General features: G+C 60.3%; 19 protein-coding genes and 2 tRNA genes. 15 read left to right on the forward strand and 6 right to left on the reverse strand.

Annotated features, from left to right (window positions below):
* Positions 1–304 precede the first annotated feature (304 nt).
* Complete coding sequence (locus VQ575_RS20550) at positions 305–514, forward strand: cold-shock protein (protein WP_002554837.1); 210 nt, start codon at positions 305–307, stop codon at positions 512–514.
* 135 nt (positions 515–649) lie between these two features.
* Here the strand turns inward: VQ575_RS20550 and VQ575_RS20555 are convergent, their stop codons facing one another.
* Positions 650–1657 (reverse strand): DUF481 domain-containing protein, encoded by a 1008-nt coding sequence (locus VQ575_RS20555; protein WP_039594501.1) that lies wholly within the window; start codon positions 1655–1657, stop codon positions 650–652.
* 149 nt (positions 1658–1806) lie between these two features.
* On the opposite strand from VQ575_RS20555, the gene VQ575_RS20560 reads away from it, so the two are divergent.
* The 4 genes from VQ575_RS20560 to VQ575_RS20575 all read left to right on the forward strand — a co-directional run bounded on the left by VQ575_RS20560 (position 1807) and on the right by VQ575_RS20575 (position 6613).
* Positions 1807–2166 (forward strand): MGMT family protein, encoded by a 360-nt coding sequence (locus VQ575_RS20560; protein WP_411829912.1) that lies wholly within the window; start codon positions 1807–1809, stop codon positions 2164–2166.
* A gap of 44 nt (positions 2167–2210) precedes the next feature.
* On the forward strand, positions 2211–3782 hold the full coding sequence (locus VQ575_RS20565; RefSeq protein ID WP_039594503.1) for an AmpG family muropeptide MFS transporter: 1572 nt from the start codon (positions 2211–2213) through the stop codon (positions 3780–3782).
* A 144-nt stretch (positions 3783–3926) separates the two neighbouring features.
* Complete coding sequence (locus VQ575_RS20570) at positions 3927–5642, forward strand: proline--tRNA ligase (RefSeq protein WP_325918322.1); 1716 nt, start codon at positions 3927–3929, stop codon at positions 5640–5642.
* A gap of 17 nt (positions 5643–5659) precedes the next feature.
* The gene (locus tag VQ575_RS20575; protein ID WP_039594505.1) at positions 5660–6613 is read left to right on the forward strand and encodes a hypothetical protein; all 954 of its coding nucleotides are present in this window, start codon (positions 5660–5662) and stop codon (positions 6611–6613) included.
* Positions 6614–6657: 44 nt separating this feature from the next.
* Here the strand turns inward: VQ575_RS20575 and dinB are convergent, their stop codons facing one another.
* Complete coding sequence (gene dinB, locus VQ575_RS20580) at positions 6658–7719, reverse strand: DNA polymerase IV (RefSeq protein WP_039594506.1); 1062 nt, start codon at positions 7717–7719, stop codon at positions 6658–6660.
* A 282-nt stretch (positions 7720–8001) separates the two neighbouring features.
* On the opposite strand from dinB, the gene VQ575_RS20585 reads away from it, so the two are divergent.
* The 4 genes from VQ575_RS20585 (at position 8002) to VQ575_RS20600 (ending at position 12457) form a co-directional block, all read left to right on the forward strand.
* A tRNA-Met gene (locus tag VQ575_RS20585) sits at positions 8002–8078 on the forward strand.
* Positions 8079–8298: 220 nt separating this feature from the next.
* Positions 8299–8375 (forward strand) — tRNA-Met (locus tag VQ575_RS20590).
* Positions 8376–8600: 225 nt separating this feature from the next.
* The gene (mprF, locus tag VQ575_RS20595) at positions 8601–11168 is read left to right on the forward strand and encodes a bifunctional lysylphosphatidylglycerol flippase/synthetase MprF (protein ID WP_411829983.1); all 2568 of its coding nucleotides are present in this window, start codon (positions 8601–8603) and stop codon (positions 11166–11168) included.
* Positions 11168–12457, forward strand: coding sequence for a virulence factor family protein (locus VQ575_RS20600; protein WP_198723265.1), 1290 nt, complete (start codon positions 11168–11170; stop codon positions 12455–12457). Before mprF ends, VQ575_RS20600 begins: the two co-directional genes overlap by 1 nt.
* Before the next feature lie 113 nt (positions 12458–12570).
* Here the strand turns inward: VQ575_RS20600 and VQ575_RS20605 are convergent, their stop codons facing one another.
* Positions 12571–14412 (reverse strand): potassium transporter Kup, encoded by a 1842-nt coding sequence (locus VQ575_RS20605; RefSeq protein WP_411829984.1) that lies wholly within the window; start codon positions 14410–14412, stop codon positions 12571–12573.
* Between the two features lie 334 nt (positions 14413–14746).
* Here VQ575_RS20605 and rimO point away from each other — a divergent pair, with 334 nt between their 5' ends.
* The 5 genes from rimO to tsaA all read left to right on the forward strand — a co-directional run bounded on the left by rimO (position 14747) and on the right by tsaA (position 18872).
* Positions 14747–16087, forward strand: coding sequence for a 30S ribosomal protein S12 methylthiotransferase RimO (gene rimO, locus VQ575_RS20610; RefSeq protein ID WP_039594361.1), 1341 nt, complete (start codon positions 14747–14749; stop codon positions 16085–16087).
* Positions 16088–16224: 137 nt separating this feature from the next.
* On the forward strand, positions 16225–16698 hold the full coding sequence (locus tag VQ575_RS20615; protein WP_039594360.1) for a GNAT family N-acetyltransferase: 474 nt from the start codon (positions 16225–16227) through the stop codon (positions 16696–16698).
* A gap of 81 nt (positions 16699–16779) precedes the next feature.
* The gene (locus VQ575_RS20620; protein ID WP_039594359.1) at positions 16780–17490 is read left to right on the forward strand and encodes an rRNA pseudouridine synthase; all 711 of its coding nucleotides are present in this window, start codon (positions 16780–16782) and stop codon (positions 17488–17490) included.
* Positions 17491–17547: 57 nt separating this feature from the next.
* The gene (locus VQ575_RS20625) at positions 17548–18009 is read left to right on the forward strand and encodes a YehS family protein (protein ID WP_039594358.1); all 462 of its coding nucleotides are present in this window, start codon (positions 17548–17550) and stop codon (positions 18007–18009) included.
* Between the two features lie 164 nt (positions 18010–18173).
* Positions 18174–18872, forward strand: a complete 699-nt coding sequence (gene tsaA, locus VQ575_RS20630; RefSeq protein ID WP_039594357.1) for a tRNA (N6-threonylcarbamoyladenosine(37)-N6)-methyltransferase TrmO — start codon at positions 18174–18176, stop codon at positions 18870–18872.
* Positions 18873–18915: 43 nt separating this feature from the next.
* On the opposite strand, the gene VQ575_RS20635 is transcribed toward tsaA, so the two are convergent.
* Positions 18916–20138, reverse strand: a protein-coding gene (locus VQ575_RS20635) for an IS3 family transposase (protein WP_325918323.1) whose coding sequence is annotated in 2 segments (ribosomal slippage) — positions 18916–19787 and positions 19787–20138 — 1224 coding nt in all. Because the reading frame shifts where the segments join, the coding sequence is not laid out codon by codon here.
* A 138-nt stretch (positions 20139–20276) separates the two neighbouring features.
* Entirely contained in the window at positions 20277–21056 is a 780-nt protein-coding gene (fpr, locus tag VQ575_RS20640; RefSeq protein ID WP_003198368.1) for a ferredoxin-NADP reductase, read from the reverse strand.
* Positions 21057–21178: 122 nt separating this feature from the next.
* Here fpr and VQ575_RS20645 point away from each other — a divergent pair, with 122 nt between their 5' ends.
* Complete coding sequence (locus VQ575_RS20645) at positions 21179–22105, forward strand: LysR family transcriptional regulator (protein WP_039594356.1); 927 nt, start codon at positions 21179–21181, stop codon at positions 22103–22105.
* A 3-nt stretch (positions 22106–22108) separates the two neighbouring features.
* Here the strand turns inward: VQ575_RS20645 and VQ575_RS20650 are convergent, their stop codons facing one another.
* Complete coding sequence (locus VQ575_RS20650; RefSeq protein ID WP_039594355.1) at positions 22109–22471, reverse strand: diacylglycerol kinase; 363 nt, start codon at positions 22469–22471, stop codon at positions 22109–22111.
* Between the last annotated feature and the right edge of the window lie 26 nt (positions 22472–22497).

Genomic DNA, 22497 nt, shown 5'->3' on the forward strand with positions numbered 1-22497 from the left:
CGGGGCGCGGGGCGGGTTCAAAGTGCGAGACGCAAATCTCGCCGATCCACCTTGATTTCCGGGGCCCGGCAGCCAACGCGCGTGCCGTCAGTCATTAAAACCGAGAAACCTTCGCAAAGACCATTGGCACGTTCCGGAAAAAGGGTTAAGGTGGCGTCACTGTGCTGCTTGTGTCACTGAGAATCTCTACACGATATGTTGAATTTCGATCCAACCATCTACAAGAATTTTTCCTGCTCTTTGCACTCAGTCTCGGCCAGGGTTCTTCCTGAGTCGCAGTTATCTTTGTTCAAGGAGTTACACCATGTCTAATCGCCAAACCGGTACCGTTAAGTGGTTCAACGATGAAAAAGGCTTCGGCTTCATCACCCCACAATCCGGTGACGACCTGTTCGTTCACTTCAAAGCTATCCAATCCGACGGCTTCAAAAGCCTGAAAGAAGGCCAACAGGTTTCTTTCATCGCTACCCGCGGTCAGAAAGGCATGCAAGCTGAAGAAGTTCAAGTTATCTAACTTGTCCTTGCTTTAGTAAAAGGCCCCGCCCTCAAAAGCGGGGCTTTTTTGTGCCTGTCGGTTTTTCAGTCGCAAAAAAAAACCTGAGGGAGCGAGCAAGCTCGCTCCCTCAGGAGTTCGTTGGTTAGCCTGGAATCACCAGGTCACGCCAAACCCGGCCGTATAACGCGTCTTGCTCAGGTCGCTGTCTTCCGTCCCTTCGATCACATCCTTCTCGGCCTTGAGGTTGAGCGATGCCCAGTCGGTCACCTTGTAGCGCAACCCGACCTCGGCGTCATAGGCGTACTCGGCTACGCCGGACAATGGCTTGCCCACTTCGCCATTGGTGAACAACTCGACCCGCTTGCCGATCAGGTAGCGGTTGTAATCCCACTTCATCGCCACGGAATAGAAGTTGTCCGTGCCGCCATCGCGGTATTCGTAATCGGTGCGGTTGAGCAGCGATCCCAGGGAGAATGCCCCCAGTTCATCGTCCCAGAACTGATAACCGGGACCGGTACCCACCACACGCTGGCGAGCCAGGTCTTCGACCTTGTCGCGCTTGTAGTTCAGGCGACCTTGCCAGAACCATTTATCCGTCAGGAACCGGTCGAGGGAGTATTCCAGCCGCCAATTGTCAGCCGACACCACATCGTCCTGGAATTCACGGTTGTATTCGCCTTCGGCGGTGTGCCGCCATCTGCCATGGCGCGCCGAAGTCTTGAAGTCGATATCGTAATCATCGGTATCGGCCTCCGCGCGCTGATAATCCAATGCGGCGTCGATATTGCCTTTCCAGACCAGATCCTCGACCACCGGCTTGGGCTTGAGAATCTGTTGGATACTCGCCAGCTCGACGGTCTTGGGGGCGTCACCGTTGGCCAAGGTCACCTTGCCATCCTCGGCCGCCTGCAACGCCTTGGCCTTTTCGCCAGTGTAGGCGTCCTGCTTGACCAGCAATTGCTGGTCACTCTCGAGGGTCTTGACCTGTTTCCAGTCGATAGGGATCGCGCCGGCGTAATCGGTCTGGATCAGCAGCTTGCCGCCGTCGAAAACAGTGATCTTGCCGCTGAGCTTGTCGCCGTTCTTCAACCAGACGGTATCGGCAAGCAAGGGCATGGAGGCGCTCGTAACAGCTAGGCACAGCAGGGTTCTGGACAACATAAGCGATAATGGGCTCAAGTTTTCGGTGAAAAGGCGGCATTATCCCCCAGGATGACACCTCAGGAACGACTGACCTGCGTATGGATGATGAGTTCATTTATCAACACGCTCTGTAGGAATTAATCTACAGACGGACACTTTCAGGAACCGTGCTTGTGACTGACACTCCTGCGGATACCGAGAACGCCGCCCATATCCGCCGCACCACGCTTTATCTGACCCTCGCGCAGGTGCCCGCCGGCAAGGTCGTAACCTATGGCCAGCTCGCCGAGATGGCCGGCCTGGGCCGCGCCGCGCGCTGGGTCGGACGAACCCTCAGCCAATTGCCGAACGACACCAAGCTGCCCTGGCATCGCGTACTGGGTGCCGGTGGTCGGATCAGCCTGCCGGCGGGCACCGCCTCAGGGGACGAACAACGCGCACGCCTGCGCACGGAAGGGATCAGTATCCTGAACAATCGTGTTGATATTCAGCGCCATGGCTGGCGCCCGGTAGAGCACAGCGGTTAGAGTGCGCGCTTTGTTTTCGCAATTTTTGAGGCAGACTCCAGCCCATGCCCCGTAAAACCTGGCGCGCCGCCCTCGCCGCCTATGCCAGTCCTTCGACGCTCGTGCTGTTGCTGCTAGGCTTCGCCGCCGGCTTGCCGTACATGCTGGTGTTCTCCACGCTCTCGGTCTGGTTGCGCGAAGCGGGCGTGGCGCGCGAGACCATCGGTTACGCCAGCCTGATCGGCCTGGCATATGCCTTCAAATGGGTCTGGTCGCCCTTGCTGGACCAATGGCGCCTGCCATTGCTGGGCAAGCTGGGGCGCCGCCGGTCGTGGCTGGTGCTTTCCCAGGGGCTCGTCATCCTGGGTTTGGTGGGCATGGGCTTCTGCGACCCGCAGAAGCACCTGTCCTGGCTGATCGCAATCGCGGTGATAGTGGCCTTCGCCTCCGCCACCCAGGACATCGCCGTCGATGCCTATCGACTGGAAATCGTCGACGACACCCGCCAGGCCGCGCTGGCCGCCAGCTACATGTCCGGCTACCGGATCGCCGCCCTGCTGGCAACCGCTGGTGCGCTGTTTTTCGCCGAAGGGTTCGGCTCCACCGGGTTCAGCTACAAGCATTCGGCATGGGCCGGCACGTACCTGCTGTTCGGCCTATTGATGGTGCCAGCACTGCTGACCTCGCTGTTCATGCGCGAGCCACCCGTGCCACTGCGCACCCAGTTACAGGCCGGTCGCTATACCTTCGTCCATCAATTGGCGTCGGTCTTCGTCTTGATCGTGCTGCTGGTGTCGGTCCCGGCGATGTTCACCCAGCTCTATAACACCGACTTTGCCAGCGTGCTGTTCGAAGGCGTCAGCCTGCTCGACCTGCTGCTCGAAGATCGGGCCTTCCTGCGCGCCATCCTCTATATCATCCTGACGGCCCTGTGCCTGTCCTCGATGGGCCGTCGCGGCCTGGCACCCGTGCTGACGCCGGTCAACGACTTCATCCTGCGCTACCGCTGGCAGGCACTGCTGCTGCTCGGACTGATCGCCACCTACCGGATGTCCGACACGGTCATGGGCGTCATGGCCAACGTCTTCTACATCGACCAAGGGTTCACCAAGGATCAGATCGCCAGCGTCAGCAAGATCTTCGGGTTGATCATGACGCTGGTGGGCGCCGGCATGGGCGGCCTGCTCATCGTGCGATTCGGCATCTTGCCGATCCTGTTCATTGGGGGCGTATCTTCGGCAGCCACCAACATCCTGTTCCTGATGCTCACGGACATGGGCGCCGACCTGCAGATGCTGATTGTCACGATCTCCCTGGACAATTTCAGCTCGGGCCTGGCGACTTCGGCATTCGTCGCGTACCTGTCCAGCCTGACCAACCTGAAGTTCTCGGCCACCCAATACGCCCTGCTCAGCTCGATCATGCTCCTGCTGCCGCGCTTGATCGGCGGTTACTCCGGGGTCATGGTGGAGAAATTCGGCTACCACGACTTTTTCCTGATCACCGCCCTGCTTGGCGTTCCGACCCTGCTGCTGATCGCGCTGCACTGGTATCAGGAAAACCGCCGCCAGGGCTCGACGTCCGGATCGGAGTCGGAACCGGAATCGCCGCCGACCCGGCCCGCCCAAGAGTCGTAACCCCCAAAGGCGTAGGAAAACTCATCAGGTGCCGAAGAAACCGGCACCTCGATCCGGCGACAGGCCACGCGCCTGTACGCCAGGGCATCTCGCCCGTACAATGCTGCGTCACTTCTCGTCATCAGCAACCGACAACGGCCAACCATGCGCACCAGTCAATTTTTGCTCGCCACACAGAAAGAAACGCCTTCCGACGCCGTCGTGATCAGCCATCAGCTGATGCTGCGTGCCGGCATGATCCGCAAACTCGCCTCGGGCCTGTACACCTGGCTGCCGATGGGCCTGCGGGTCATGCGCAAGGTCGAAGCCATCGTCCGCGAAGAAATGGACGCCGCCGGCTCTCTGGAAGTGTTGATGCCGAGCACCCAACCGGCCGAGTTGTGGCAGGAGTCGGGACGCTGGGAAGAATACGGCCCTGAGCTGCTGCGCATCAAAGACCGTCACGGTCGCGACTTCTGTGCAGGCCCGACCCACGAAGAAGTGATCACCGACCTGATGCGCAACGAGTTGAGCAGCTACAAACAGCTGCCGATCAACCTGTACCAGATCCAGACCAAGTTCCGTGACGAGATCCGTCCGCGCTTCGGCCTGATGCGCGGTCGCGAATTCATCATGAAGGATGCCTACTCGTTCCATGCCGACCTGGCGTCGCTGCAGGTCACCTATGACCGCATGCACCAGGCGTACTGCAACGTGTTCACCCGCCTGGGCCTGAAATTCCGCCCGGTTGAAGCTGACAACGGCTCCATCGGCGGTGCCGGCTCCCACGAATTCCACGTACTGGCCGAGTCCGGCGAAGACGACATTGTCTTCAGCAACGGCTCCGACTACGCCGCGAACATCGAAAAAGCCGAAGCCGTGCCACGGGAAACCTCCCGCGCCGCGCCGACCGAAGAAATGCGCCTGGTCGATACGCCAAACGCCAAGACCATTGCCCAATTGGTGGAAGGCTACAACCTGCCGATCGAACGCACCATCAAGACCTTGATCGTGCGCGCGGAAGAAGAAGGCAAGCTGATTGCCCTGATCGTCCGTGGCGACCACGAACTGAACGAAATCAAGGCGGCCAACCAGCCTGGCGTCGCCAGCCCACTGGTCATGGCCACCGACGCCGAGCTGCGCGACGCCATTGGCGCCGGTGCAGGCTCCCTCGGCCCGTTGAACCTGCCGTTGCCGATCATCATCGACCGCTCGGTAGAGTTGATGAGCGACTTCGCCATCGGCGCGAACATCGATGACAAGCACTACTTCGGCGTGAACTGGGAACGCGACCTGCCGGTTCCAACCGTTGCGGACCTGCGTAACGTCGTGGCTGGCGATCCAAGCCCGGACGGCAAAGGCACCCTGGAAATCAAGCGCGGCATCGAAGTCGGCCACATCTTCCAGCTGGGCGACAAGTACAGCAAGGCGATGAAATGCGAAGTGCTGGGCGAGAACGGCAAGCCGGTCACCTTGCAGATGGGCTGCTACGGCATTGGCGTGTCCCGCGTGGTGGCAGCGGCCATCGAACAGAACAACGACGAGAACGGGATCATCTGGAGCGACACACTCGCGCCGTTCCAGATCGCCCTGGTGCCGCTGCGCTATGAAACCGAACAAGTTCGCGAAGCGACCGACAAGCTCTACGCCGAACTGACGGCCGCCGGCTTCGAAGTGCTGCTGGACGACCGCGACAAGAAAACCAGCCCTGGCATCAAGTTCGCCGATATGGAACTGATCGGTATCCCGCACCGGATCGTGGTCAGTGATCGCGGCCTGGCCGAAGGCAACCTGGAATACAAGAGCCGCACCGAAGCCGAGCCGCAAGCACTGCCGGTCGCCGACGTGCTGTCCTTCCTTCAGGCCCGTATCAGCCGCTGAGACCAGATAGAGACGTCATGTTCAAGCGAAACACCTTAGGCCTTGGGGGCGCCGCGCTGTGCGGCGCCCTGCTGGTCAGCGGCTGCGCCAACCAGATGTCGCAACGCAACGAGCACGAAGAACGGATCGAGCGCAAGCTGCTCGACCATAGCCTGCTGATCGATGTGGGCGAACCCAAGGTGCTCGACTTGCCGCAGCGTCGGGTTCGGATCAATGAGCAGAAGACTTTCGAAGTCACCGAATTCGAAGTCACCCGGCACTATGATCGCTACACGCCCTACCAGCCTTGGCGGGAGGTCTACGAGATTCCGCTGGGCGCGGTGGCGGTGGTCGCAGGTGTCGGCGCGAACGTGGTCAATGTGTTCGCTCTGGGCACCCTGCCTGACACCGCGACCCGCGACTGGATCAGCTACGGCTTCGCCGGCCTGAACCCGTTCATGAACGTACCCTCCAACGGCCGGGCGCAACAGAACCTGGCGGGTATCGATGAAGTCCAACGCGACAAACGCACGGAGCACTCGAGCCTGCCTTGGAGCGAACGCCCGGTGCAGGTGAAGGCCGCTCGCCAGACGTTCGAAATGAGCACGGACCGCAACGGTGTGTTGCGCTTGAACCTGCTGGAAAGCCCGTTCGCCGAGCATGACCTGAGCCAGTTCGGCAAATTGCAGATCAGCGTGACGGATGCCCAGGACGAGGTGCACACCGATTCATCCCTGAGCGTCAGCAGCACGCTGCGCAGCAAGCTGGTCGAAGCCCATGCACTGATCTACGACGACCTGGAAGATGACGAAGTGAGCCAGTGGGTTCACCGGGTCAAACGCCTGTCGGAACTGGGACTTGAAGAAGAGGCCAGTGAGCTTGAACAAAGCCTGATCGAACTGACCCGCAACGATCCGGAACTGCAGGCCGAGTTCCTGAAGGCGCTGACCAAGGACGGTGGACGGTTGGTGGCGGATCCAGGGGCGAGCTGAACCTGCCTGGGCGAGGGGACTTGCCCCCTCACCCCAACAAGCGCTCAACGCTCGAACAACTCCAACTGCTCATACCCGCCCCGCAAATCCTCCAGCCGCACCCCTATGCCCAACAACCGCACCGGCTTACCGCCACGGTTGAATGCCTGGGTCAGCAGCAATTGATAGCTGCCCAAATCCCGCCCAGCCCCAGCCTGCTCCAACGTGGTCTGGGTGAAATCATGGAATTTGACTTTGACGAACGGCTTGCCCGGGCGATAACTGCTGTCGATCCGCCCCATGCGCCCTGCGAGGGTTTGCATCAGCTCCGGCAACTTGTCGAGACAGCTCTTCAGATCGGGCAAATCCACGTCGTAGGTATTTTCCACACTGATGGACTGGCGACGGCTGTCGTTGTGCACCAGACGCTCATCGATCCCACGGGCAAGGCTCCAGAGTCGCTCGCCAAAACTGCCAAATTCGCGCACCAGCGCCAGCTTGTCCCACTCACGCAAGTGCAGGCAATCGGTGATGCCGAGCCTATTCAGTTTGTCGGCGGTCACTTTGCCAACACCGTGGAGCTTGTTTACCGGCAATGCGGAAACGAAATCTTCCACTTGGTCAGGCGTAATGACGAACAAACCGTTGGGCTTCTTCCAGTCGCTCGCGATCTTGGCGAGAAACTTGTTCGGTGCAACGCCGGCAGACACAGTGATGTGGAGCTGATTGGACACACGCCGGCGGATGTCCTGGGCGATACGCGTGGCGCTGCCGCCGAAATGCGCACTGGCGGAGACATCCAGATATGCCTCGTCGAGCGATAGTGGCTCGATCAGGTCCGTGTAATCGCTGAAGATCGTGTGAATTTCCTTCGACGCCTCCCGGTAGGCATCCATTCTTGGCTTGACGATGGTCAGGTCAGGACAGAGTTTCAGCGCATGACCGGATGACATGGCCGAGCGTACCCCATACGCCCGCGCCTCATAGTTACAGGTTGCAATCACGCCACGGCGGTCCGCTGAGCCGCCGACCGCCAATGGCTTGCCGGCCAGCCGCGGATCATCGCGCATTTCGATAGCGGCATAGAAGCAGTCGCAGTCGACGTGGATGATTTTGCGTTGCGTCATAGAAAAGCGGCACATGGGGTTGGATCGGGACGCCAGTATCTCATTCGAACCTGTATATAGCACCAGTACTTTGAAAGATCCTTCAGCGAAACTGGAAAATCCCTACATAAATGGATTTTTTCAATCACCGAGCGCCGGCCAATAGGGCGCCAGCCCTTGCCATGCGTGCGTCACAGCGCTGTCACAAGGCCCTGACCAGGGCTAACCACTTGAAGCGGAACATGTTTTTCCCACACAGGGGTTGACAGCCTGTCGATCCTCTGTAGAATGCCGCCTCACAGACGCGGGATGGAGCAGCCTGGTAGCTCGTCGGGCTCATAACCCGAAGGTCGTCGGTTCAAATCCGGCTCCCGCAACCAAACATCAAGAAAGGCTACTCGAAAGAGTGGCCTTTTTTGTGCGCGCCTGTTTTATCGTCCTCTGCCAAACCACGCCCCTGCCGCCCGTAGCCCTCACTGACGCTTGTAGGACAATTTCCTTTTGTTTTCGCGCATTTAGGCGAATCAGCGGTTTATTTCACCCGGCTCTCTATTAACGGTTGACACTCTGGCGTTCGCCTGTAGAATGCCGCCACACAGACGCGGGATGGAGCAGTCTGGTAGCTCGTCGGGCTCATAACCCGAAGGTCGTCGGTTCAAATCCGGCTCCCGCAACCAAATATCAAGAAAGGCCACTCGAAAGAGTGGCCTTTTTTGTGTGTGTCGAAAAAGCTCCATTACAAATATTTTGTAATTATTTTCCGCCGCAGGGATTGGTAACTTGGCTGGATACCCCCATCCTGTCGCGCATAGCTCAAGAGGTGATTGATGCGCGCCCACTCGTCTGACCCACAAGACACTGTTACTGCAACACAACCGATCAAGGCCGAGCGACTGCGCTGGATGGAGCGGATCAGCCGGTACCGCCAACCCATTGGCCTCGCTGTCACGGTGCTGCTATTTGCAATTGCCTTGATTGCCTGCCGCCATCTGCTGAGCGAACTCGACCTCTACGCCCTGCATGATTCGATCCTCGATGTGCCCAGGCCGGCGCTGCTCGGAGCCATCGCCGCGACCGTGGCCGGTTTCATCATCCTGCTGGGCTATGAATGGTCCGCCACCCGCTACGCAGGCGTGAAGCTACCCCCACAGACCTTGATCCTGGGCGGGTTCAGCGCGTTTGCCATTGGCAATGCCATCGGCCTTTCGTTGCTGTCGGGCGGCTCGGTTCGCTATCGCCTGTACGCCCGCCATGGCCTGGGGGCGGCGGATGTCGCGCACATGACATTGTTCGCCAGCTTGTCCCTGGGCTGCGCGTTACCACCGCTGGCCGCGCTGGCGACGCTGAGCAACTTGCCTGCGGCATCCGCTGCGTTGCATCTTCCAGCTACATTGCTGGGATCGATCGCCGTGGCGGTGCTGCTGCTTACCGGCGTGCTGGCGATGGGTATCTATCGCCGTCGCCTGCCAGAACAACCCTACCGCGACAGTCTGCTGGTCAAGGCCGGTCGCAGGACGCTGCGACTGCCAGGCCGACGCCTGACGTTCCTGCAGTTGGTGATCACTGCGCTGGATGTCGCCGCTGCCGCGACGGTGCTCTATCTGTTGCTGCCCGAAGCGCCACCGTTCGGCCCGTTCCTGCTGGTGTACTTGCTCGCGCTGGCCGCCGGCGTCCTCAGTCACGTGCCGGGCGGGGTCGGGGTATTCGAAGCGATTCTGCTGGCCGCGTTTGCCGATAAACTCGGGGCCGCCCCGCTGGCCGCCGCCCTGCTGCTGTATCGCCTGATCTACGTGCTGCTGCCAATGTTGGTGGCGTGCGTGCTTCTGCTGATCAATGAAGCACAACGACTGTTCCAGACGCGCCAGTCCCTGCGGGCGGCGTCCGGTTTCGCCGCCCCGATCCTGGCGGTGCTGGTATTCCTTTCGGGCGTGGTGCTGCTGTTTTCCGGGGTGACGCCAGAGATCGACACGCGCCTGGAGCACATCGGTTTTCTGATTCCTCATCGATTGGTGGACGCCTCGCACTTTGGCGCCAGCCTGATAGGCGTGCTGTGTCTGTTGCTGGCCCAAGGCCTGCGCCGTCGCCTGTCCGCCGCCTGGATGCTCACCACCGTATTGTTGCTGGTAGGCGCCCTGCTCTCGCTGCTCAAGGGTTTTGATTGGGAGGAAGCCACGCTGCTGACCCTGACCGCTGCCCTGCTCGCGATCTTCCGGCGTTCGTTTTATCGCCCGAGCCGCCTCACCGAGTTGCCATTCTCGCCACTGTTCCTGATCGCTAGCCTTTGCGTCTTGGGCGCATCGATCTGGCTGCTGTTGTTTGCCTATCAAGACGTGCCCTACAGCCATCAACTGTGGTGGCAGTTCACCCTGGATGCCGACGCCCCCCGGAGCCTGCGCTCGCTGTTGGGCGCCGCGGTGCTACTGGTGGCGGTGTCGCTGACCTGGCTGCTGCGCACCGCGCGGCCGGTGATTCACTCGCCCACCGCGCAAGAGCTGGAGCGCGCCAAGACCATTCTCATGGCCTCTTCCCAGCCCGACGGCGGCTTGGCCCTGACCGGCGACAAGGCGCTGCTGTTTCACCCCAACGACGAAGCATTCCTGATGTATGCGCGGCGCGGCCGCAGTCTTGTCGCGCTGTACGATCCGATCGGGCCGAGCCAGCAACGGGCGGAAATGATCTGGCAGTTCCGTGACTTGTGCGACGTCTACCACGCCCGGCCAGTGTTCTATCAGGTCCGCGTCGAGAATCTGCCGTACTACATGGACATCGGCCTGACCGCGATCAAGCTGGGCGAAGAGGCGCGGGTCGACCTCAAGCGCTTCGATCTCGAAGCCAAGGGCAAGGAGATGAAGGACCTGCGCTACACCTGGAATCGCGGCACCCGCGACGGCCTGTCGCTGGAGATCCACGAGCCGGGCCAGGCGCCCATGGATGAGCTGAAAGTCATTTCCGATGCCTGGCTGACCGGCAAGAATGTGCGCGAAAAAGGCTTCTCCCTCGGGCGCTTCAGCGATGATTACCTCAAGCATTTCCGCATCGCGGTGATTCGCTTCGAAGGCCGGCCGGTAGCGTTCGCCAACCTGCTGGAGACCTATAGCCACGAACTGGCGAGCCTCGACCTGATGCGCGCCCACCCGGACGCGCCGAAGCTGACCATGGAATTCATGATGGTCGGCCTCATCCAGCATTACAAAAACCACGACTATGCTCGCTTCAGCCTCGGCATGGTCCCATTGTCAGGCCTGCAGCCAAGGCGCGGCGCACCGCTGACCCAGCGCCTGGGTTCGATGGTGTTTCGCCGTGGCGAGCAGCTTTACAATTTCCAAGGGCTGCGCCGCTTCAAAGACAAGTTCCAGCCTGACTGGGAACCTCGCTACATGGCCGTGCCCGCCGGACTTGATCCGCTGGTGGCGCTGGCTGATACCGCCGCCCTGATTGCAGGCGGCCTGACTGGATTGGTGAAACGCTGATGATGCAACGCTCGTGGCGATACGTAGTGGCCGCCCTGCTGGTGCTGGCTGTCATTCTCGGTGGCGGCTACTGGTATTGGAACCGCCCTGCCCCGCAACCGACCCTGGAACAACTGGAACCCGCCGACGGCGTACCGATGACCCGCGTCGTTCCCGGCACCAAGCCCCGTGCCCAGGTACTGGTGGCGGTCAATGAAGACCAGAAGCTCAGCGACACCCAATTGACGAGCCTCAGCCGCAGCGGCTCGGCAGAAATAGTCCAGGTGATCCTGCCCAAGGACTGCATGTTGCAGGGCCGCGCCCTGCAGGCCGGCCTGAGAGAGCTGCATGGCCCGGCCACGCTGGTCAGCGGCATCGGCCCCGGCGCCGTGCTGGCCTGGCGCTGGCTGGCCGAGCAGAAGGACGACAAGGCCCGGGCCGTCTCGGTGGACCTGGCCCTGGAAAAGCCCGGCTGCACGCACCTGCTGCCCAAGAGCGCCGCCCACGGTCGTTGGCTGGTCGCATGGAACGATAACCCCGACGACACCAGCGCCGGGTTCGTTCGCGATCAATCCAATGCCGAAACCAGCATCAGCGACTACGACATCAACCTGCCGCAGGTGCTGAACAACGAACTGCGCAAGATCCTGGTAGGTGCCGACAAGGGCAAGGGCGGCCTGAGCATCCCGGTGGTGGAAGTGCCCGCCAGCCAGGCCCGGGATACCGTGACCTTGTTCCTTTCCGGCGATGGTGGCTGGCGCGACCTGGACCGCGACGTGGCCGATGAAATGGCCAAGGTCGGCTATCCGGTCGTCGGCATCGACACCCTGCGCTACTACTGGCAGCACAAAAGTCCCGAACAGAGCGCCGCCGACCTGACCGAGCTGATGCAGCACTACCGCCAGGTCTGGGGCACCAAGCGCTTCATCCTGGCCGGCTATTCCTTCGGCGCCGATGTGCTGCCGGCGATCTACAACCGCCTGCCGGCGACAGAGCAACAGCGGGTCGATGCAATCATCCTGCTCGCCTTCGCCCGCACCGGCAGCTTCGAGATCGAAGTCGAGGGCTGGCTCGGCAACGCCGGCACCGAAGCGGCCACCGGTCCGGAAATGGCCAAGCTGCCTGCCGAGAAGGTGGTGTGCATCTACGGTGCCGAAGAGGCCAACGAAAGCGGCTGCACTGACAAGACCGCCGTGGGAGAAGTCATCAAGTTGCCTGGCGGCCACCACTTCGATGAAAACTACCCGGCCCTGGCCAAGCGCCTGATCGATGAAATCGACAAGCGCCAGAACAAGACAGCCGAACAGTGATCTGACGCAGAGCTGAGAAAAGCCCCGGCAGTCTTACGGTTGCCGGGGCTTTTTTGTGGTCGCGCGGCTCACGCACAACCCTCTGTGGGAGCGGGCTTTTTGTTTTCCGGTAGCTACATCTCGACCTGCGTCCCGAGCTCAATCACCCGATTCAACGGCAGATTGAAGAAACGCAGGTTGCCGTTGGCATTCTTCAACATGAAGGCGAACAACGACTCACGCCAGCGAGCCATGCCTTCGAGCTTGGAGGCGATGACCGTCTCGCGGCTGAGGAAATACGTCGTGCGCATCGGGCTGAAATCCAAATCATCCAGATGGCAGAGCTTGAGCGCCTCGGGCACGTCCGGCTCGTCGGTGAAGCCGAAGTGCAGAATCACGCGGAAGAATCCGTCGCCGTAAGCATCGACCTCGAAGCGCCGCTGCGGTGGTACGCGGGGGATGTCTTCGTACACCACTGTCAACAACACCACCTGCTCATGCAGCACTTGGTTGTGCAACAGGTTGTGCAGTAGCGCGTGAGGCACGGCGTCCGAGCGTGCGGTCAGGAACACCGCCGTGCCCTGCACCCGATGAGGCGGCTGGACGCGGATGCTGCTGATGAAGATCGGCAGCGGCAGCGCCCCTTCGTCCAGGCGCTCCACCAGCAGCTGCTTGCCACGCTTCCAGGTGGTCATCAACACGAATAACGCGATGCCGGCAACCACCGGGAACGCACCGCCCTGGATGATCTTCGGCACGTTGGCGGCAAAATACAGCCCGTCCACCAACAGGAAACCGAACAGCACCGGTACCGCCAGCAACGGCGGCCATTTCCACAGCAGCAGGATCACGGCGGAGACCAGGATCGTGGTCATCAGCATCGTGCCCGTCACCGCCACGCCGTAGGCCGAAGCCAGCGCACCGGACGACTCGAAGCCCAGCACCAGCAGCACCACACCGACCATCAGCGACCAGTTCACCGCACCGATGTAGATCTGGCCCTGCTCGGCACTGGAAGTGTGCTGGATGTACATGCGCGGGATGTAGCCGAGCTGGATCGCCTGGCGTGTCAGCGAGAACGCGCCGGAAATTACCGCTTGCGAGGCAATAACCGTGGCCAGCGTCGCCAGGCCCACCAAGGGTAGCAATGCCCAACTCGGTGCCAACAGATAAAAAGGGTTGCGTGCCGCTTCCGGATCGCCAAGCAGCAAGGCGCCCTGGCCGAAATAGTTGAGCATCAGGCCTGGCAGCACGAGGAGGAACCAGGCGCGCGCGATCGGTTTGCGGCCGAAGTGGCCCATGTCGGCATACAGCGCTTCGGCGCCGGTCAATGCGAGCACCACGGCGCCGAGGATCGCCACGCCCATGCCCGGGTGCACGACAAAAAAGCGCACGGCCCACGCCGGATTTACGGCCTGCAACACTTCGGGATGCTGGCTGATGCCATACACACCCAGGGCCCCCAGGACCAGGAACCAGGTCACCATGATCGGGCCGAAGAGGATGCCGATCCGCGCGGTGCCGTGGCGCTGGATCAGGAACAACGCCACCAGCACCACCAACGACAGCGGCACCACCCAATGGTCGATGCCCTCGAACGCCAAGCCGAGGCCTTCAATTGCCGAAAGTACCGAGATCGCCGGGGTGATCATGCTGTCGCCATAGAACAGCGCAGCACCGATCAAGCCGCAGACCACCAGGAATGTACGCAACCGTGCCCTGCCAGCCGCCGCGCGCCGTGCCAGGGCGGTCAACGCCATGATGCCGCCCTCGCCCTGGTTGTCGGCGCGCAGGACGAACATCATGTACTTGATCGACACGACCCAGATCAGCGACCAGAAAATCAGTGACAGGATCCCCAGTACCCCATCATGGTTGACGGGCACGCCATAACCACCGGAAAACACTTCTTTAAGGGTGTACAGCGGGCTCGTACCGATGTCGCCATAAACCACCCCGACCGCAGCGACCAGCATGCTCAGCGGCTTGGCTGCCGAATGCTCGGCGCCCGCCGCCTGACTACTTGCATGACCCATCCAACACTCCTGATTTGCAGACCTGCCTTCTTGAAAGAAGCCGTACGCTTTGTGAAACAGCATGGGCTGTTTTACGCTTTGTTACAGACATTTTGTTGACTGCAACAATCGCCAGAAGGCAACGGCGCGAAGCATAGCGCAGCACTCGTCGCATTTCCCGGTATAAAGCTGGTCAAGTGCGACGACCACGGATAGAATTGCGCACTTTTTGATCAGAGGCGCGCCAGGCGCCCTGTCTCGACAAGAGACGATCCCCCTTACACCGAGGTTAGACATGTCCACCACTACCGCGCCAGCCAATCCCAAGGTTGGCTTCGTATCCCTGGGTTGCCCGAAAGCGCTGGTCGACTCCGAGCGCATCCTGACCCAGCTGCGCATGGAAGGTTATGACGTTGTGTCCACCTACCAGGACGCCGACGTGGTGGTGGTCAACACCTGTGGCTTCATCGATTCGGCCAAGGCCGAATCCCTTGAAGTGATCGGTGAAGCCATCAAGGAAAACGGCAAGGTCATCGTGACCGGTTGCATGGGCGTGGAAGAAGGCAATATCCGCGACGTGCACCCGAGCGTGTTGTCCGTGACCGGGCCGCAGCAGTACGAGCAAGTGGTCAACGCCGTGCACGAAGTCGTGCCGCCGCGCCAGGACCACAACCCGCTGATCGACCTGGTGCCGCCGCAAGGCATCAAGCTGACCCCGCGCCACTATGCCTACCTGAAGATTTCCGAAGGCTGCAACCATAGCTGCAGCTTCTGCATCATCCCGTCGATGCGCGGCAAACTGGTGAGCCGCCCGGTGGGCGACGTGCTCGACGAGGCCCAGCGCCTGGTCAAGGCCGGGGTCAAGGAACTGCTGGTGATTTCCCAGGACACCAGCGCCTACGGTGTAGACGTGAAATACCGCACTGGCTTCTGGAACGGCGCGCCGGTGAAAACCCGCATGACCGAGCTGTGCGAAGCCCTCAGCACCCTCGGCGTCTGGGTCCGCCTGCATTACGTCTACCCGTACCCGCACGTCGACGAGTTGATCCCGCTGATGGCCGCCGGCAAGATCCTGCCGTACCTGGACATTCCGTTCCAGCATGCCAGCCCGAAAGTCCTCAAGGCCATGAAACGCCCGGCCTTCGAAGACAAGACCCTGGCGCGCATCAAGAACTGGCGTGAAATCTGCCCGGACCTGATCATCCGCTCCACTTTTATCGTCGGCTTCCCCGGCGAAACCGAAGAAGACTTCCAGTACCTGCTGGACTGGCTGACCGAAGCCCAGCTCGACCGCGTCGGCTGCTTCCAGTACTCGCCCGTCGAAGGCGCACCGGCCAATGACCTGAACCTGGATGTGGTGCCGGACGACGTCAAGCAGGACCGTTGGGAGCGCTTCATGGCGCACCAGCAGGCCATCAGCTCGGCGCGCCTGCAGATGCGCATCGGCCGCGAAATCGAAGTGCTGGTGGACGAAGTCGACGAACAAGGCGCCGTGGGCCGTTGCTTCTTCGACGCTCCGGAAATCGACGGCAACGTCTTCATCGACAACGGCAACAACCTCAAGCCGGGCGACAAGGTCTGGTGCAAGGTTACCGACGCCGACGAGTATGATTTGTGGGCTGAGCAGATCGGCTGATCTGCAGCCTCGCAGACTTACGACGGGTTGTTCCAACAACCAAAAAATTGAAAGCCCCGCTCTTGCAACAAGATGCGGGGCTTTTTTACGGCTATCGTATGCAGACATGAAAACTCCACCACAAGGAACAGGCGGACATGCGCCAGCATTCGGTCATCTGCACACCGAAACCGAGCGATTACCAGGAATTGACCCGCGTCTGGGAGGCATCGGTACGGGCCACCCACGATTTCCTGCCCGACAGCTATATCGAGCTGCTGAAAAACCTCGTGCTCACGCGTTACCTGGACGCGGTGATGCTCATCTGCACCCGGGATTCACGACAGCGCATCACGGGCTTCGCCGGGGTCGCGGCCGGCAAGATCGAAATGCTGTTCATCGACCCCGAGCATCGCGGCCAAGGCCTGGGCAAACAATTGCTGCGCTATGCCATCGAACACTTGAACGCCGATGAACTGGACGTCAATGAACAGAACCCTCAGGCCCTCGGTTTCTACCTCAAGCAAGGGTTCGAGGTCGTCGGTCGTTCGGCCAAGGATGGCATGGACCAGCCCTACCCGCTGCTGCACATGCGTTACAAGCAGCCCGACCTGAAGGCTGGGCGCGGCTAAAAACGGCATGAGGCAAATGGACCCGCGATTAACCGGCGCCAGACAGGTACAATGCCCACCCCTTTTTGTTACGGCCCCGTCATGACTGACCCGATTCGTCTCTCCAAGCGTCTCATCGAACTCGTCGGCTGCTCCCGTCGGGAGGCTGAGCTGTTCATCGAGGGCGGCTGGGTCACCGTGGACGGCGAAGTCATCGATGAACCGCAGTTCAAGGTCACCACCCAAAAGGTCGAACTCGACCCCGAAGCCAAGGCCACCGCGCCGGAGCCTGTGACCATCCTGATGAACGTCCCGGCGGGCATGGACGTCGACACGGCCATGGCGACCCTGGGACCGCAGACCTTGAGCGAAGAACATCGCTTCGGCAAGCGGCCGCTCAAGGGCCACTTCCTGCGCCTGACCGCCAGCGCCGATTTGCAGGCCGGCGCCAGTGGGCTCCTGGTGTTTACCCAGGACTGGAAAATCCTGCGCAAGCTGACGGCCGACGCGGCTAAGATCGAGCAGGAATACGTAGTGGAAGTCGAGGGTGAGATGGTCGCCCACGGCCTCAATCGCTTGAACCACGGGCTGACCTACAAAGGCAAGGAGTTGCCGGCGGTCAAGGCCAGTTGGCAAAACGAAAACCGCCTGCGCTTCGCCATGAAAAACCCGCAACCGGGCGTGATCGCGCTGTTTTGCCAGGCCGTCGGCCTGAAGGTCGTCGCCATCCGCCGCATCCGCATCGGCGGCGTGTCCATCGGCAAGGTGCCCCTGGGCCAATGGCGCTACCTGTCTGCCAAAGAGAAATTCTAACTTCCCCGGCGCCGCACCGAACCGGGCGCCCACTGCCGATTCATCAGGATTGCACACATGATTCACAACGACGTACTGCGCAGCGTGCGCTACATGCTCGACATCAGCGACAAGAAAGTCATCGAGATCATCAAGCTGGGCGGCCTGGACGTCACCCTGGCGGACCTGGCCGGCTACCTCAAGAAAGATGAGGAAGAAGGCTTTGTGTTCTGCCCCGACCTGGTCATGGCTCATTTTCTTGATGGCTTGGTGATTTTCAAGCGCGGCAAGGATGAAAGCCGTCCGCCACAGCCGATCGAAGTGCCCGTCACCAACAACATCATCCTGAAGAAACTGCGCGTGGCCTTCGAGCTGAAGGAAGACGACATGCACGCCATCCTCAAGGCCGCCGAATTCCCGGTGTCCAAGCCGGAACTGAGCGCGCTGTTTCGCAAGTTCGGCCACACCAACTACCGCCCGTGCGGCGATCAGTTGCTGCGCAATTTCCTCAAGGGCCTGACGCTGCGCGTGCGCGGCTAATGCCGAAGGGCTGTCGATTCTTGACGCGCTACTGATGTCGGCAGAGCTCTTGTGGCGAGGGGGCTTATCCCCTCGCCACAAAAAATATGTTCTCGCCAAAGCGGACGGTGTCAATCCTTGCCCCGCGCTATGATGCCCACTCCATCCTGCCTCGAACCCAACCCATGACTTACAACGTCTCCCCCATCGGCTTCGTCCGCTCCTGCTTCAAGGAGAAGTTCGCCATTCCGCGCCAACCGCAACTGGCCCCGGCCGCGCGCGGGGTGCTGGAACTGGTGGCGCCGTTCGATCAAGGGGATGCGGTGCAGGGCCTGGAGCAGGTCAGCCATGTCTGGTTGCTGTTCCTGTTCCACCAGGCCCTGGAAGACAAGCCGCGCTTGAAAGTGCGACCGCCGCGCCTGGGCGGCAACAAATCCATGGGCGTATTCGCCACTCGCGCCACCCACCGCCCCAACGGCATCGGCCAATCGGTGGTGAAGCTGGAACGGGTCGAAGCCGGTCGCTTGTGGCTATCGGGAATCGACCTGCTGGACGGCACGCCCGTGCTCGATATCAAGCCCTACGTGCCCTACGCCGACATCATCGGCTCTGCCACCAACAGCATCGCCAGCGCCGCGCCTGACTTGATTGCGGTGCAATGGGCGGACACTGCCCTGCTTCAAGCGCGCGACCACGCCGTGCGCCTCGAAGAGCCCTTGGTGGAGCTGATCGAACAATGCCTGGCCCAAGACCCACGCCCGGCGTATCAGGTTCCTACAGCTGAAAGGGAATACGGTGCGCAGTTCTGGGACCTGGATGTGCGTTGGCATTATCCGGAGCCGGGAATGATCCGGGTGTTGGAAGTCGTTCCTGCGGTTAAATAAAACCCGTGTCTAGTCCTGAAATAGGTTTACACCTGTTTCAGTCTCAAAACGCCTGATGCACCGCATCGGGCGTTTTGTATTTCAGGGACAGATGAGGTCGCTTACGGTTATAGATTTCTATCGATTCCTCAACCATGCGCGTGGCTTGGGCAAGGTCTTTGGGACGGTGTAAAAGAAATTCTGTTTTCAGAATCCCATTCACTCGTTCCGCTAGAGCATTTTGGTAGCAGTCGTAGCCATCAGTCATCGAACACCTGACGCCATGTTTGGCGTGCAGCTTTTGGTAGAGATCAGAGCAGTATTGCGAGCCCCGATCTGAGTGATGTACCAACGGTTGATTGGTTCTTCGGTGGCGAAGAGCTTTCGTCATCGCCCGGATGACTGACTCGGTATGCAGGCTTTCATGCACGTGATGGCCGACTATTTTGCGCGAGAACGCATCAGTGACCAGACTTACGTAAGCGACGCTTTGCTCGGTCGGTAAGTAGGTTATATCCGCCACCCAGACCTGTTCCGGGCCGGTGGCAGTGACCTGGTCAGGGCCGGGCTTGAGCCGATTCGGATGTCGACGGAAGCGATGATGGCTGTCGGTCGTCTTGTGATAAGCGCGTTTGCGTGGGACCAGTTGTCGATGATCCCGCAAAATATCGAACAACCGATCTCGGCCTACCGTTTGCGTCAGTTCAGGTTCGGATTGCATAAGGCCATGCAGCTTGCGGGTGCCCAACCGGGGCATTTCAAGACGTGTCTCCAGCACAAACCCCAACACCTTTTGCGCGTGGCTGGCTTGCGCGTCGTAAGCTCGATTGCGCTTGTAATACGCCTGCCGTGAGATGCCCAGAAACTGGCAAGCCCTGGTAACACTCAGGCCTTCGATTTGCCCTTGGGTGAGGACTTGCCGGATCGCTTTTTTACGACAGAAACACCGTAATCGTTCTTTAGTACGTCAACGACAGCTTCAAAAAATTGGGCTTTCTGGTTGGCAAGGGCCAGCTTTTCTTCCAGCTCCTTGATTCGCTGCTCTGGTGTCAGCGGCAAATTTGGCTCGGCCATCGGTCGGTTCCTCTGGGCACGAATGGAGGCGCCTTGGCTCCAGTCCTGCCGTCCATGCTTGCGTAACCACACCAACACAGTCGACCGGCCCTGGATCCCATAACGCCGTTGAGCCTCTTTATAACTCAGTTCGCCCTTTTCAACCTGATCGACGACCGCCAATTTAAAGCTCAGCGTGTAATCACGCTGACTGCGCTTCTTTCCTGAATCCATTGGTTCCTCCTGAGGATAGGTCAGAAGGTGTAAACCTTATTCAGGACGAGACACCGAAAACGAAAAAGCCCGCGCAGCCTTCAACAGGCGGCGCGGGCTTTTTATGGCGCAACTGGTGTCAGTCACTACAAATACAGCTTACTTCTCTACAAACGCCCGCTCGATCAGGTAGTCACCCGGCTCGCGCATACGCGGCGAAACGGTCAGGCCGAAGCTGTTGAGCACTTCGCTGGTCTCGTCGAGCATGCTTGGGCTGCCGCACAGCATCGCGCGGTCATCCTGCGGGTTGATCGGTGGCAGGCCAATGTCGCGGAACAGCTTGCCGCTGCGCATCAGGTCGGTGAGTCGGCCTTCGTTCTCGAACGGCTCGCGGGTCACGGTCGGGTAGTAGATCAGCTTTTCACGCAGCGCTTCGCCGAAGAACTCGTTCTGTGGCAAGTGTTCGGTGATGAATTCGCGATAGGCGACTTCATTGACGTAACGCACGCCGTGGCACAGGATCACCTTTTCGAAGCGCTCATAGGTTTCTGGATCCTGGATGACGCTCATGAAAGGCGCCAGGCCGGTACCGGTGCTGAGCAGGTACAAATGCTTGCCAGGCTTGAGGTCGTCCAGTACCAGCGTGCCGGTAGGCTTCTTGCTGATGATGATCTCGTCGCCTTCCTTCAGGTGCTGCAACTGGGAAGTCAACGGACCGTCGGGAACCTTGATGCTGAAGAATTCGAGATGCTCTTCCCAGTTCGGGCTGGCAATCGAGTAAGCGCGCATAAGCGGGCGGCCGTTGGGCTGCTGCAGGCCGATCATCACGAACTGACCGTTCTCGAAGCGCAGGCCCGGATCGCGGGTGCACTTGAAGCTGAACAGAGTGTCGTTCCAGTGATGAACACTGAGGACACGCTCGTGGTTCATGTTGCTCATGTACGGGGGACTCCTGGAAATGATGCCTGCGCCGATAATCTGCGCAATTGCATCGCATTCTAATGGCGGCGACAATATCTGTTAAATGGATTATTAAGATAAGGGTTATCGGTTATATCGATATGCGATTTACTCTACGTCAACTTCAAGTCTTCGTCGCCGTCGCCCAGCAGGAAAGCGTGTCCCGTGCCGCGGGCCTGCTCAATCTGTCGCAATCGGCCGCCAGCACCTCCATCACTGAATTGGAGCGCCAATCCAGCTGCCAACTGTTCGATCGGGCCGGCAAGCGCCTGAGCCTCAACGCCTTGGGCAAGCAGTTGCTGCCCCAAGCCGTGGCGCTCCTGGACCAGGCCAAGGAGATCGAAGACTTGCTCAACGGCAAATCCGGTTTCGGCTCACTGGCGGTCGGCGCCACGCTGACCATTGGCAATTACCTGGCGACCCTGCTGATCGGTGGCTTCATGCAGCGTCATCCGGAAAGCCAGGTGAAGCTGCACGTGCAAAATACTGCCAATATCGTGCACCAGGTTGCCCATTATGAAATTGATCTGGGTCTAATCGAAGGCGACTGCAGCCATCCAGACATCGAGGTACAGAGCTGGGTCGAAGACGAATTGGTGGTATTCTGCGCGCCCCAGCATCCATTGGCCAAGCGTGGACAGGCGACCATGGAGGAGTTGACCCACGAGGCCTGGATCCTCCGTGAACAGGGTTCCGGAACGCGACTGACCTTCGACCAGGCCATGCGCCATCACCGCAGCGCACTGAATATTCGCTTGGAGCTGGAACACACCGAAGCGATCAAGCGCGCCGTGGAATCAGGCCTGGGGATTGGCTGCATCTCGCGCCTGGCCCTGCGTGACGCTTTCCGCCGCGGCAGTCTCGTCGCCGTGGAAACCCCGGACATGGACCTGGCGCGGCAGTTCTACTTCATCTGGCACAAGCAGAAATACCAGACCTCGGCCATGCGTGAATTCCTCGATCTCTGCCGGGCATTCACCGCAGGGGTCCAGCGCAGCGACGAGATCGTCCTGCCTGCCATCGCCTGACAGTCAGAGCAGTACCAAACCCCAGACCAAGGCAATCATCGTCAGGGCGACGAACTGGGCGGCGCTGCCCATGTCCTTGGCGTTCTTCGACAACGGGTGCCGCTCGAGGGAAATGCGGTCGATGGCCGCCTCCACCGCCGAGTTGAGCAACTCCACGATCAAGGCCAGCAGGCACACCGCGATCAACAGTGCCTGCTCGACGCGACTGACATCCAGGAAAAACGACAAAGGGATCAGGATAACGTTGAGCAGGACCAATTGACGGAACGCCGCTTCGCCTACAAAAGCTGCACGCAGCCCGTCCAGGGAATAGCCGGAGGCATTGAGGATGCGTTTCAGGCCGGTTTGGCCCTTGAAAGGTGACATAGGGTGGGCAACTGATCGAAAAGAGT

It is taken from the genome of Pseudomonas frederiksbergensis, assembly GCF_035751725.1.
Taxonomy (GTDB): Bacteria; Pseudomonadota; Gammaproteobacteria; order Pseudomonadales; family Pseudomonadaceae; genus Aquipseudomonas; species Aquipseudomonas frederiksbergensis_A.

Bases quoted from the DNA above. Each gene is read 5' to 3' on its own strand.
- VQ575_RS20575 (WP_039594505.1), top strand. From the start codon at position 5,660: ATGTTCAAGCGAAACACCTTAGGCCTTGGGGGCGCCGCGCTGTGCGGC.
- VQ575_RS20600 (WP_198723265.1), top strand. From the start codon at position 11,168: ATGATGCAACGCTCGTGGCGATACGTAGTGGCCGCCCTGCTGGTGCTG.
- tsaA (WP_039594357.1), top strand. From the start codon at position 18,174: ATGACTTACAACGTCTCCCCCATCGGCTTCGTCCGCTCCTGCTTCAAG.
- fpr (WP_003198368.1), bottom strand. From the start codon at position 21,056: ATGAGCAACATGAACCACGAGCGTGTCCTCAGTGTTCATCACTGGAAC.
- dinB (WP_039594506.1), bottom strand. From the start codon at position 7,719: ATGACGCAACGCAAAATCATCCACGTCGACTGCGACTGCTTCTATGCC.
- VQ575_RS20620 (WP_039594359.1), top strand. From the start codon at position 16,780: ATGACTGACCCGATTCGTCTCTCCAAGCGTCTCATCGAACTCGTCGGC.
- VQ575_RS20555 (WP_039594501.1), bottom strand. From the start codon at position 1,657: ATGTTGTCCAGAACCCTGCTGTGCCTAGCTGTTACGAGCGCCTCCATG.
- VQ575_RS20650 (WP_039594355.1), bottom strand. From the start codon at position 22,471: ATGTCACCTTTCAAGGGCCAAACCGGCCTGAAACGCATCCTCAATGCC.
- VQ575_RS20625 (WP_039594358.1), top strand. From the start codon at position 17,548: ATGATTCACAACGACGTACTGCGCAGCGTGCGCTACATGCTCGACATC.
- mprF (WP_411829983.1), top strand. From the start codon at position 8,601: ATGGAGCGGATCAGCCGGTACCGCCAACCCATTGGCCTCGCTGTCACG.
- VQ575_RS20550 (WP_002554837.1), top strand. From the start codon at position 305: ATGTCTAATCGCCAAACCGGTACCGTTAAGTGGTTCAACGATGAAAAA.
- VQ575_RS20615 (WP_039594360.1), top strand. From the start codon at position 16,225: ATGCGCCAGCATTCGGTCATCTGCACACCGAAACCGAGCGATTACCAG.
- VQ575_RS20565 (WP_039594503.1), top strand. From the start codon at position 2,211: ATGCCCCGTAAAACCTGGCGCGCCGCCCTCGCCGCCTATGCCAGTCCT.
- VQ575_RS20570 (WP_325918322.1), top strand. From the start codon at position 3,927: ATGCGCACCAGTCAATTTTTGCTCGCCACACAGAAAGAAACGCCTTCC.
- VQ575_RS20605 (WP_411829984.1), bottom strand. From the start codon at position 14,412: ATGCTGGTCGCTGCGGTCGGGGTGGTTTATGGCGACATCGGTACGAGC.
- VQ575_RS20645 (WP_039594356.1), top strand. From the start codon at position 21,179: ATGCGATTTACTCTACGTCAACTTCAAGTCTTCGTCGCCGTCGCCCAG.
- rimO (WP_039594361.1), top strand. From the start codon at position 14,747: ATGTCCACCACTACCGCGCCAGCCAATCCCAAGGTTGGCTTCGTATCC.